At 35.6% G+C, this 12,050-nt stretch carries 11 protein-coding genes and 1 pseudogene; 9 read left to right on the forward strand and 3 right to left on the reverse strand.

The annotated features are described in order from the left end of the window. A partial coding sequence (locus QL989_RS18620; protein WP_290171610.1) for an AAA family ATPase occupies positions 1 to 1,711 on the reverse strand: 1,711 nt, incomplete at its 3' end. Positions 1,712 to 1,894: 183 nt separating this feature from the next. Here QL989_RS18620 and QL989_RS18625 point away from each other — a divergent pair. Both QL989_RS18625 and QL989_RS18630 read left to right on the forward strand, forming a co-directional pair. Further along, positions 1,895 to 2,200: a helix-turn-helix transcriptional regulator gene (locus QL989_RS18625; RefSeq protein WP_165742299.1), complete on the forward strand. Its 306-nt coding sequence runs from the start codon at positions 1,895 to 1,897 to the stop codon at positions 2,198 to 2,200. 13 nt (positions 2,201 to 2,213) lie between these two features. Continuing rightward, positions 2,214 to 4,022 carry an AAA family ATPase gene (locus QL989_RS18630; RefSeq protein WP_290171614.1) on the forward strand — a complete coding sequence of 603 codons (1,809 nt, stop codon included), beginning with the start codon at positions 2,214 to 2,216 and terminating at the stop codon, positions 4,020 to 4,022. Positions 4,023 to 4,026: 4 nt separating this feature from the next. Here QL989_RS18630 and QL989_RS18635 read toward each other — a convergent pair whose 3' ends face one another. Beyond that, the gene (locus QL989_RS18635) at positions 4,027 to 4,680 is read right to left on the reverse strand and encodes a site-specific DNA-methyltransferase (protein ID WP_290171616.1); all 654 of its coding nucleotides are present in this window, start codon (positions 4,678 to 4,680) and stop codon (positions 4,027 to 4,029) included. A 505-nt stretch (positions 4,681 to 5,185) separates the two neighbouring features. On the opposite strand from QL989_RS18635, the gene QL989_RS18640 reads away from it, so the two are divergent. From QL989_RS18640 to cas6f, 4 genes are read left to right on the forward strand one after another with little or no spacing between them, the layout of a single operon-like run. After that, a complete protein-coding gene (locus QL989_RS18640) occupies positions 5,186 to 6,361 on the forward strand; it encodes a TniQ family protein (RefSeq protein ID WP_290171617.1) in 1,176 nt (391 codons plus the stop codon). Between the two features lie 3 nt (positions 6,362 to 6,364). Continuing rightward, positions 6,365 to 8,416, forward strand: a complete 2,052-nt coding sequence (locus tag QL989_RS18645; protein ID WP_290171618.1) for a type I-F CRISPR-associated protein Csy2 — start codon at positions 6,365 to 6,367, stop codon at positions 8,414 to 8,416. Further along, positions 8,416 to 9,444, forward strand: a complete 1,029-nt coding sequence (csy3, locus tag QL989_RS18650) for a type I-F CRISPR-associated protein Csy3 (RefSeq protein WP_290171619.1) — start codon at positions 8,416 to 8,418, stop codon at positions 9,442 to 9,444. Before QL989_RS18645 ends, csy3 begins: the two co-directional genes overlap by 1 nt. Beyond that, on the forward strand, positions 9,441 to 10,046 hold the full coding sequence (cas6f, locus tag QL989_RS18655; protein ID WP_290171621.1) for a type I-F CRISPR-associated endoribonuclease Cas6/Csy4: 606 nt from the start codon (positions 9,441 to 9,443) through the stop codon (positions 10,044 to 10,046). The genes csy3 and cas6f overlap by 4 nt, the downstream gene beginning before the upstream one ends. Before the next feature lie 406 nt (positions 10,047 to 10,452). Here the strand turns inward: cas6f and QL989_RS18660 are convergent, their stop codons facing one another. Next, positions 10,453 to 10,716 carry a hypothetical protein gene (locus QL989_RS18660; RefSeq protein ID WP_290171623.1) on the reverse strand — a complete coding sequence of 88 codons (264 nt, stop codon included), beginning with the start codon at positions 10,714 to 10,716 and terminating at the stop codon, positions 10,453 to 10,455. Between the two features lie 281 nt (positions 10,717 to 10,997). Between QL989_RS18660 and QL989_RS18665 the strand changes: the two genes are divergently transcribed. From QL989_RS18665 to QL989_RS18675, 3 genes and pseudogenes are all read left to right on the forward strand, one after another. Beyond that, a complete protein-coding gene (locus tag QL989_RS18665) occupies positions 10,998 to 11,675 on the forward strand; it encodes an AHH domain-containing protein (RefSeq protein WP_290171624.1) in 678 nt (225 codons plus the stop codon). Between the two features lie 11 nt (positions 11,676 to 11,686). Further along, a complete protein-coding gene (locus tag QL989_RS18670; protein WP_290171625.1) occupies positions 11,687 to 11,851 on the forward strand; it encodes a hypothetical protein in 165 nt (54 codons plus the stop codon). Positions 11,852 to 11,863: 12 nt separating this feature from the next. Further along, positions 11,864 to 12,050 (forward strand): annotated as a pseudogene (locus QL989_RS18675) (hypothetical protein); the annotation flags it as partial.

The following is a 12,050-nucleotide window of genomic DNA, read 5'->3' on the forward strand; positions in this document are numbered from 1 at the left end:
ATTGACTATAGTTAGATAATTCACCCTGTTTTAATTCTTTATAAAATCGTAGTATTTCGTTTCTTGATATTTCACCAAATGTAGAGTCTAAGTGCATACCGTCAAGGTATAAGTCGTTAATTCTGGTGCCGAAGCCATTTGATTTTTCCAGTGTTATTTTGCCATCAACTTTAGTAATTGAAACTATATCATCGGGTAGAAAGTCACTTAATATGATAGGAGAGTGTGTTGTCAAAATTGTATTTATAGTTGCTCGTTTAAGTCCGTTGTGATCTTTAAAATGGTTAATTATATCAATAACCTCACTAACAATTTTTCTTTGCCATTCAGGGTGAAGGTAGGCATCTATTTCATCTACAAGTAACTGAATATTTGAATAGCCTCGTGATATTAGCTGTTGTATGCCAGTGAAAATACGAGATTGTAGCTTTAATCTTGCTTCTTCACCCGAACTTAGACCATACCAACCATATGTAAAGTTATCACCGGTAAAGTAATTTAAATCGTTAAACTTTTCAGAGATTTCAGCTATTATTTTACTGTCAGCAATATCGAAAGAAATATATTTGGTATCAAATAATATGTTTATATAGCTATCTAGTAATGATTGAGTCATTTCTTCAAGTTCATTTCTAAATCTTTCAGACTCATAAACTATATCTTCAACAGCATCATTTTTATCGAGGAGATTACTCTCATCAATATGATTTTTAATAATCTCAGTTACATTCTCAATTGAATGTGAAGCTTGGAAAATGATATTTATATAAAACCACGCCCTATCACTTGGATCACTTATTTTTAAAGAGGATTTTTTTAAGAAGTCACTTATCAAAAATCTGTATATATACCAAAATGCATCATCACTATGCCTGTCATTTCTTGTGTTTGATTGTAAGTACTTGGTTAAGGATTTTTTAATTGCAGCTCCCGTAATTTGGAGCTCTCTAGGAATATCATTTATCGAAAATTTTATTTCGTTATTTTCTAAGGCTCTTTCTTGATTCTTATGAGCTTCCTCTATTACCAAATTATAGAAAAAATCATCCATCAATAATTTAGAAACATTATCATTAGTTAGCTTATTTACTGCTTGTTCGAGGTAGTTTTTACTTGAGGGGTAAATGTAGAACCTAAATGATAGAGGTGCTCCAATTATATTTTTTTGATAGTTGAAATATTCAGCATAATTTAATTCCCTAGCAACCTCAGACATAAGAATTTTTTTCTTTGCTACCCTTTTTTCAAGAAATTTATTCGAAGATAGTTTTAGTACATTCTTTTTTTCTTTACTGCGTTCATTGAATGTAAATTTATTTAAGTCAAAAAGGTTGGTTATGAAAAGTAGGCTAGTCCTGTTGTTTGGCTCGTACTCATTAATTCGTTGGCCATTAAGGAAAATTTCCGATAAAGAATTGTTTTTTACATAGTAATTTGAGTCAACTTCATCCCAGAAAACAGCTATACCAATACCAACAATTTCGTTAAAGGCCCCTTCAATAAACTCTAGAAGAGATGTTTTACCTGCCCCATTTTTACCAATTACTAGTTTTATATTTTGTCCAAGATAATACTCTTCTTTAAATTTACAATACTGCTTTTTTACATGAATATGAGGTCTATCGAAATCACAGGTGAAGTTTTGATTAAGATTTAAGAAGAGATCTTTTATACCTTTATATTCATCAATGTATATACAAACAAGTTCCATGTGAGAAGGCTATAATTTTTTATGATAGACATAGACTGCTAGATCTTAGACATTTTTTAAAGAAGAAAAGTGAAAAAGTTAGATTTAAGTATAAACTCAGGTAAAACTAAAATATCCTTAGTACACTTATAGGTTAGATACTAAGAGAATCTTAGCAAGATATAATTTATAGCTAAGGTTCTCATGGAAACTCCAACACCTTCACGCCTAAAGTCTGCAAGAAAAGCAGCTGGCCTTACTCAGCAACAACTAGGTATGGCATTAGGAATGGAGCCAAACACGGCTAGTGCACGCATGAACCAATACGAAAAAGGCAAACATGCCCCTGATTTTTTAACAATGAAACGCATTGCTAAAGAGCTAGATGTCCCAGTAGCTTACTTTTATTGTGAAGAAGATATTTTATCTGAACTAATTTGTGCTTTGGGTAAGTTAAAAAAAGAAGACCAAATTGAATTATTAAATACACTCAAACCTGAAAAGCTATAAAGGATCAGAAAACATGGAAGTAAATGCTAATTCAATTAGAAAAATAGGTAAGACGGGACATGATTCTTGGCTCTTAGAGGATACTCGCCAAATAACATTTTTTATTGGCCCTAATAATTCAGGTAAGAGTCGCGAATTAAGAAAATTGTTTAATGAAAATGTTAAGCAATGGACATTAGAGTATGTAGGATTTGAAATAAAGGAAATAATAGAAAAGCTAGCAAGTGACCTTCATCAAGGTAGTTGGAGGGGGGAGCTTGTAAGACTGAGATCGCTAAATTATGACCAAATGCTTAATCAAGTATCATCAATTTGCAATAAGCCTCTTAGTATAGATAAGTTAGCTGAAGAAATTTATTCAATTGCAAATAGGCCTACCTATACTTCAGTTAGAGAAAGTGAAAGATTCATAGAAATACTTAATTCAATGTTAAAGGGGTACTTCTCTGAAGAACTACTAGAAAAAGTAAGTCGTTATTCTGTCACTAATCAATGGGGTAAAATTTACATCCCAACTCTTCGAGGGCTGCGACATGTTGCAGAAGAAGATATTTTTGAGACTCGAACTAAAGCCGATTACTTTTCTAGCTTAAAGAAAGGTGAACGTGAGGTTTTTACAGGCCACAGTCTTTATAAAGATCTCACAAAACACTTACTAGGCTCTTACGGAAAACGACAAAAAGTTCGCGACTATGAACAGTACCTTTCTGAAAACTTCTTTTTTGGTAGGGGCATCTCATTAGTGCCTATGGTTGATAAAGATGTTGTACATGTCAAAGAAGGTGATGATGAAGACCGACCTATTTATGACTTAGGTGACGGTATTCAATCAATCATATTGTTGACGTATAAAGTTTTTATGGCTGAAGAGCCGACTATGTTTTTTATTGAAGAGCCAGAACATTTTTTACATGCTGGACTTCAAAGGACATTAATTGAAACATTTGCTAAACATAAAGAGCATATGTTCTTTATGACTACTCACTCAAACCACTTTTTAGATTTAGCTCAAGAGCGTGACGATATTTCTATTCAACAAGTTTCAAGGGTAAATGGTGAGAGTAAAGTACAAGCTTCTTTAGATTATGGTGACTTACTAAATGAGCTTGGTGTACGTGCATCGTCTGTACTTCTTGCTAATTGTTCAATTTGGGTGGAAGGCGTTACTGATAAGCTATACTTGCGAGCCTATCTAAATAAATATATCGAAGAGCTCGAAGATGAAGATAAGAGAAGTAAACTGAAGAGTTATCATGAAAATCTTCATTTTGTTTTTACAGAGTACCAAGGCAGTAATATTACTCACTGGGATTTCAGTGATGATGTTGAAAATAATGGTAGTGAAACCTCCGCTAAAAGACTCAACAGAAATATCTTACTAATTGCTGATGCAGATATTGAGGGCAAAGGTGAGCGTGTTGAAAGCTTACGAGAAGCTTTGGGTGAGGCATTTTATTTACTTGAATATAAGGAAATCGAAAACTTTATACCCTTTGATATTTTGATTGATACAGCTAAAGCTAGATGGGAAACTTTTAAACAGAGAACAGATAGTAATATCGATAGATTTGAAAATATGAAGGAAGAGCTATTTAAATCTAATAGGTATGGTATTGGTGAAGTGTTAGAGCGCTATGTCGACAAAGCTGATGGACTTGAACGGAAATTCTATTCTGACAAATCAGGTACAATTAAAGACAAAGTTAAATTTTGTCATACTGCAATTTTACTAATGAATGAGTCTGATGATTGGAAGTTAACGCCAGAGCTAACTTCACTATGTGAAACGGTATGGGATTTTATTGAATCACATAATCAATAACTGCTTATGTGATTCGATCCTTTAGGTGAGAATGGGCAGATTCTGAAATATCACATCCGATAGCTTGTCGATTTAAGTTATTGGCTGCTACTAAAGTAGCTCCTGAGCCAAAAAAAGGATCGACGACGAGTTCACTTTCAATACTGCTTTGAGAGATAAGCGTTTCAATTAACTTAACTGGTTTTTCAGTAGGGTAGCCCCTGTATACTCTTTTACACGTGAGGATATCTGGAACGCTTAGATCATTTAACTTGCGCTTACCTTTCTCGAAAAAAAGAATATATTCGTGTCTAGCTCTGTAATGATAACCCATTCCAATAGTCACTTTATCCCAAACTATTGGCTTCCAAAATTTGAAACCTACTTTTTCAGCTATTGGCTTAATATAAAACATTGTTTCTTGATCGCAGAATAGATAAAAATGCGAACCTTTTTTCAGTACTCTGTATATTTCAATTAGTAGTTCTTCAAAGCGATTATTTGGGAATATGTCGAACCATTGATTACTTGACGATTTACTTACTTTTAGGCGAGTGGTTGTTCCTATTTTTCGATGTTTTTCTAATGATTCGTAGGGTGGGTCAGTAATTAAAAGATCAACACTTTCGGTTGAAAGTGTTGATAACCAATTTACCGCATCATCTTTATGTACTTGCATTAAATCTCTTTAGCTAAAGTGTGCTACACAAACGGCCATTGTGAAAAGCTTTCGAAGCAACGCCCTTTTTTAATCGTCGACAATCAATGCAATAGCTTTGATATCCATCAGGGTTGCGAGCTGTTTTACGAGCAGGAGTAATTCCAAAAGAAGCCGGATATGGATGGAATATATGTTCAGAACTATTAGCGTCTGAACAATGAGGGCATGATTTAAACTTTTGACCGGTTGATGAATCTTTCTTTTGAACCATGCCGCTATTTAAAGCTTTGCCACAGCAGTTACAAGCCATAAGAATCTCCTTATAAGTTAGCTTTGTATTTTTAAATTTGAGTTTTTATTATGTTACTGGCTATTAATACATCCTTTAGAAATGCCGTAACGCTCTCTACAGTATCAGATATTGTACTTTTGTGAAGTACGAATGATTTAACGATAATTATTTTTGACTATCTAATTTATTTAGCCTAAACCTAAACTAAGATTTTCTTAGTTTAGGTTGGCGATGCATTTTTTAGTTCAAACAAAACCTTATCCAGATGAAGCGCTTGAAAGCTATTTACTCAGGCTTGCAAGGGATAACTCATATGATGGTTATAGTGAGCTTGCTGATATTTTATGGCAATGGCTTGCAGAGCAAGAGCATGGGCTTGAAGGTGCGTTGCCGTTAGAGCTGAGTAAAGTTGATGTTTATCATGCTAGGCAAGCGAGCAGCTTTAGAATAAGAGCGCTCAAGTTAGTAGCCCAATTAGCAGATGTAAACGCTGGTGACATTCTTGCACTTGCATGGCGGCGCAGTAATTTTAAATTTGGTAACCTCGCAGCAGTAAGCCGTAGTGAGCTGACAATTCCCCTTGAGCTACTTCGTACAGATAACATACCTATTTGCATTGAATGTTTAGCTGAATCTTCATACATTCCTTTTTATTGGCATTTAAAGCCCTATAAAGCGTGCCATAAACATAAAACACAATTGACTACACATTGTGGTGAATGCCATAACTTAATTGATTACAGAGCTTCTGAGGCGTTTCTAGAATGTAATTGCGGTTGTAAACTAACCAATAGTGAACAGTTAAATGACGCAGACTTTAAAATTGCATTTGCGCTTGCAAGTAGTAACAGCCAAAAAATAGTGGGATTGATATCCTGGTTTGCGAAGGCTAAGCAACTTGATGTAAGCGATGCTGACTTTAATCGAGCTTTTGTTGATTACTTTAGTAATTGGCCTGATGGTCTTACTGCTGAATTAGATTTACTTACAAACAATGCGCGGCTCAAACAACTTAATCCTTTTAATAAAACTAAGTTTAACTCTGTATATGGCGATTTAATCCGTGATGGTGAAATAGCTGCAACAAGTAACCGTAAAAACAAATTACTTGATGAGATTATTAATTACTTTGTTAAATTAGTTGATAGTAACCCTAAAGCTAAACATCCAAATATTGCTGACTTACTGCTTTGCACTTTTGATGCCGCAGTATTGTTAAACACTACCACAGAGCAAGTTTACAGGCTTCATCAAGAAGGCTTTTTAACCTGTGCTTACCCACAAAAAAAGCACGAACAGCTCAGAGCCGATAGTCATGTTTTTTATTTACGCCAAGTAATTGAACTACAGCAAGCATTTGCAGCTGAAAAGCCTCAAACAAAAAAACAATTTATAGCGCCGTGGTAACTTATGAACTTACAAGATGCATTTGCAATTGAATCATTAAAAGAAAAAACCACAACACTTAGAAAGTTGTTTGCGCCATATACATCTCATGTTGCGGTAGATGGCTTTGAAGAACAATCGCTGACTGTGCTCATTAACCTAGTTTATAAGCGAAGTGAGATTGATGATTTAACAAGTGTAAGAACTGCTAAAAGTGTATTACGCGATGAAGTGTTATTGAGTAAGTGCATTAACGAAGTGAAATGGTTTCATACTCATAATTTAAAATACCCCGATATACGAGTAAGCCATCAACGTTTAATTAGTGAAGTTGTAAGTGAAGATATTGCGGGTATTTGTAGCCGGTCATTACCTTTAAGTTTTGGATGGTCGCACAACAGTGCTGAAATTAATCATGCAAAGCTATTTTTAACCTCATTTACTTGGCAAGGCGAAGTGACTTGTTTAGCAAAGTTACTAATAATTGAAGAGCCTGTTTGGATTAATTTAATAAGAGGGTACGGGTTTACTAAAAAGGCGGTTTTAGACATCGCGGGCAAAATAAAACAGCTTTTGTCAGTGGCAGAGCTCCCATTAGAAGTAAGCTCTTTTTCACCACAATTACAAATGCCATTTCAGCAAAGCTATCTTGCGTTTACGCCTGTAGTAAGCCACGTAATGCTAGCTAAAATTCAGCAATTAACAACTGAGCGTAAGTTAAATTTTGGTTTAGTTGAGCACTCAAGACCTGCCAATGTTGGCGATTTAGCAAGCTCAGTAGGCGGTAATATTAGAGTGCTTCGTTACTTTCCTAAAACATATTCTAAGGCTGTTAACCGCTCTAAAGTAGTCAATAATGATATTGAGAAAGCATTTAAAATTCGTGCGCTTTTAAGTAGTCAATTTCAGCATGCGCTTTTGGTGTTGGTAGGCATTAAACAGTTTAATACTTTAAGGCAAAAGCGATTAGCGCGAGTAGCGGCTATAAGGCAAGTACGTGTTAGCTTGCAGTTGTGGCTGGATAACATTCTTGAAGCTAAAAATAACGCTCAAGATCAATCTTACCCTGAGTGGGCAAAGCATTACTTAGATCAGAGTATTACTAACTGTATTAGCCAACTTAGTAACATACTAAATGAAAGCCTTGGTACTTTTAGTAAGCTCAAACGCTTTGCATATCACCCTAATTTAATGGGGCTGTTTAAAATGCAGTTAAACTATGTGGTTACTCACTGTGCAGCTGAAGAGGAAACATTAAATGATGAGCAAATAGTGTATGTACATTGCCAAGATATGCGAGTGTTTGATGCTGAGGCAATGGCTAACCCATATATTCAAGGTATGCCGTCACTTACAGCTTTAAATGGGCTTGCTCATAACTTTGAGCGTAAACTAAAAAACTTTATAGACCCTTCAATTAAGTGTATTGGCAGTGCTATTTACATTGAAAACTATCAATTACATAAAGGTAAACCATTACCTGAGCCAAGTAAGTTAAAACAAGTTGCTGGCCGTAGTCATGTAATAAGTTCAGGTATTATCGATAAACCTAAATGCGATATAACACTCGATTTAATATTTAGGCTTTTTGTACCAAATAAAGAGGTGCTTAATAAGTTAAATAGTCAGCTTATAAAGCCCGCATTACCATCTATGTTTGCGGGCGGGACTATGCATCCACCTTCGTTATATCAAAATATTGACTGGTGCAATTTACATACTAAACCAAGTGAGCTGTTTAAAAATATAAAGGTAAAATCGTCAAATGGCAGTTGGTTATACCCTTCAAAAAAAGTAGTTAAAAGTTTTGAACAATTGATAGATGCGCTTAACGGTAACTTTAATTTAAGACCCGCTGCAATTGGCTCTGCTGCGCTCGAAGAGCCTGTAAAGCGAGATGCAGCCTTACATGAATACCATTGTTATGCTGAGCCCGTAATCGGGTTGTTAGAGTGTGTTAACAATACATCAGTAAAGTACGCAGGCGCTAAGCAGTTTTTTCATAATGCATTTTGGGTTATGGATGTTCAAAAAGAGTCTATGCTTATGAAAAAGTCTAAGTTTGAGTATGAATAATGCAATTACCTCGGCACTTAAGTTACACGCGCTCACTCTCACCCAGTAAAGCAGTGTTTTTTTATAAAACACCGGAATCAGATTTTGAACCGCTACAAATAGAGCAAAATAAATTAGTTGGGCAAAAGTCAGGGTTTGGCGATGCGTATCAAAAGCAAAATGTGGCTAAAAATTTAGCGCCACAAGATCTTGCTTTTGGAAACCCTCAAACAATTGATGTGTGCTACGTGCCTCCAACAGTAAATGAGCTATTTTGCCGTTTTTCACTCAGGGTTGAGGCCAATAGCAATGAGCCACATGTTTGTGATGACCCTAAAGTTATTTATTGGTTAAAACGGTTTTTTGAAACCTACAAAAAACACAATGGTCTTAATGAAGTTGCAACTCGCTATGCTAAAAATATACTGATGGGGAACTGGCTTTGGCGTAACCGCCAATCACCAAATGTTGATATTGAAATCCTTACTGAACATGCAGCCCCGATCATTGTTGAAGGTGCACAAAAACTAAAATGGCAAGGCAATTGGCAAAATAATCAAACAGCATTAATAACATTGTCAGAATCTATTCAAGAAGGGCTCAGTAACCCTCAAAGCTATTGTTATTTAGATATAACAGCCAAAATTAAAAATGCATTTAGCCAAGAGCTCCACCCTAGTCAAAAGTTTGTAGATACTGTTGAACAAGGCATGTCATCTAAACAGCTTGCATACACTCAAGTGGGCGATAAAAAAGCAGCAAGTTTAAACTCACAAAAAGTAGGGGCTGCTATCCAAACTATCGATGATTGGTATGAGGGAGGCTACAAACCTTTGCGCACTCATGAGTATGGTGCAGATAAGCAAATATTAGTTGCACACAGAACACCTAAGACTCATTCAGACTTTTATTCATTACTCCCACGTATTGCTTTGCATATTAAGTACATGGAAAAGCATGGTTTAGAGCAAAGTGAAGAATCAAACGCAGTTCACTTTATTGCGGCAGTGTTGATCAAAGGTGGCTTGTTCCAAAGGAGTAAAGCTTGAAGCGCTATTATTTTACTATTACTTATTTACCTAAAAATTGTGATGTAAGCCTCCTTGCAGGGCGTTGTATCGGCATATTACATGGATTTATGAGTTCGCGTGAAATTAGTAATATAGGTGTGTGTTTTCCTAAATGGAATGAGCAAACGATAGGTAATCAAATAGCGTTTGTATCGACAGATAAAAAGCAATTAACTAATTTATCTCAGCAAAGCTATTTTGAGATGATGGCTCATGACAAGTTATTTGGCTTATCAAAAATACTCGAAGTACCAGTAAATCAAAGCGAAGTCATGTTTGTTCGCAACCAATCAGTAGCCAAAGCATTTGTTGGTGAAAAGCAAAGACGATTGAAACGCGCTAAAAAGCGAGCTGAAGCTAGAGGCGAGGTTTACAACCCTGAATATAAATTTGAGGAAAAAGCCATAGGCCACTTTCATTCAATACCCGTATCAAGCAAAGGCAATAGTCAAAGTTATGTTTTGCATGTACAAAAAGTCGAAAAACCTGAACCCATAAATAATCACTTTAACAATTATGGCTTTGCTACAAATCAAACATTTCTAGGTACGGTTCCTTCTTTGAATCCCATTTTTCAGTAGTCATAAAATACTCTTCTTATTTTCAATGGGTTATCAGGTTAATTAAAAATAAGGGTAAATAATTTAAATTCGTTTAACAGTTTGGTATTTATAGAAATTTAAACTATTTTTAATAGTGAACTGCCGAGTAGGCAGCTGGAAATCTATTACTGAAATCATACACAGTGCAGACAGCGTGAACTGCCGAGTAGGCAGCTGGAAATTCAAGCGCATTGGCAAGAGTTGTTATGTGGATGTGAACTGCCGAGTAGGCAGCTGAAATTAGGCCAGGAATTGAACAACCACAAATTGTGACTTTTAACTGCCGAAAAGGCAGAGGCTAAATAAAAAGAGCCCAGCAAACGCTGAGCTCTTTTTATTTGAATTCGATTAAGGTATGAGCTATTTGTGTTTATTCAGGCTTGAGCTATTTTTTGTTAGCACAGATAATTTTATCCTTATCATCTAAGCCATAAAGTTTTTCGTTACTGCTCAGTTTTTCAAAATGCTTAGAAAAATCCTGTTCTAAATTAGAGTTTATAGATTCATCGAAATTATCCATAAATACAGCTTGTTCAGCGGCGCTAAGGTCATCTACGGACAGCCGACCATCTAATGCAGCTTTTACATTGTCGTAATCGAAACTCGCCGATTTATCATTGGTGCTGCTAGTTTTTATTGTTTTAGCCATATTAAACTCCCAAAAAAAAAAGCTGATGCTATTTAACCATAACTTAATTTTAAAAATTTGCTAAGTCCAGCTATGGCCTGTGAGTTCAACCACTCGATGCAACACACAGATAACCAGTCAGTCAAAAATTGTGTTGTATGAAGAGGAAATTTGAACGCTATGTAATTCATTGTAAGCAATAAAGTGATCGCAGTTATTAGGTGTGTAACGTTTATAATTGCACCTCAATAGTCTATTTGCTATTTTACGCGCTAATAAAAGGAAATTTTAAGGATTTAAGGATGATTCAACTACAGCGCTACCCAATGCCAGATCGACCAAGTAACCCCAGCCCTTTAGAAATGGCTATTTATAATTATGAATTACTAGCCAAAAAACACTACGACGATAAGCGCCGTAAATCTGCTGCATCTAAGGAAAAGCTACAAAGAGATTACGACCACTTACAAAAAGAACGCAAGCGTTTAGAGCACTTGCTTATCGCGCAGCAAAGCTTAGAGTCTTACCGCGCAGAAAGTGAAGGTAGTTCTGTTAAGGAGCTAGCAGAAGAAGAACATCATCCTACGGAAAAACTTGCTAAGTTTTTACGAGCGGCAGGCGAGCCAAAACCGACTTCATATCATGAAGCACATCATATTGTTTGTGGTAAGGGACGTTATAGACAACGCCTTACATATGCTGCGCGTTTAAGAATGCATTCGTTTGGTATTGGTATTAATGACCCAACGAATGGGGTATGGCTAAGAAACTTTGAAAAAAATAAGTCAGATGATTGGGCTACGCCTGACACTGTTTCTCACAGAAGGCTGCATCGCCATAATTATGAAGTTTGGGTGTCTACTAGTTTAAGAACCAAAGTAAATAAGCTCGATTTCATAAATACAATACGTGGCGTGAAAATAAAAATAAAAAATCATAAGATGCCAGCCAGTGTTATGCTTCTAGAAAATGCTAATTAGGATGGTAAATCATGAAGTTGTTTTCGTTAAAGCCCGTTACTAATTCTTACGACATGGTTGAGTGGGACATGCTTTCATTCGCGGAAAAAATACAACCAATGTTGCCATCTAATCAAGATGCTTGCATGTTTCTACTTGATATCCATATGAATACCGACTCTTTATTAGCGTATTGACCTGAAGGTTATATGTTGCCTTTTTTACCTGGTTATCTAAAAGATAACTACGATATAAGTATCATGGATGGGTTTATCGCTCTTCGGATGAATGCTTATGAAGCTTTAAAAGATTTATTAGTGCCTTTAGGTGAGTTTATTGAAACAAAAGCTGATGGTGAACCTATTGTAATCTTTAACTTGCGTACATTTGGACTAG

Source organism: Pseudoalteromonas sp. APC 3224 (assembly GCF_030407535.1).
GTDB lineage: Bacteria > Pseudomonadota > Gammaproteobacteria > Enterobacterales > Alteromonadaceae > Pseudoalteromonas.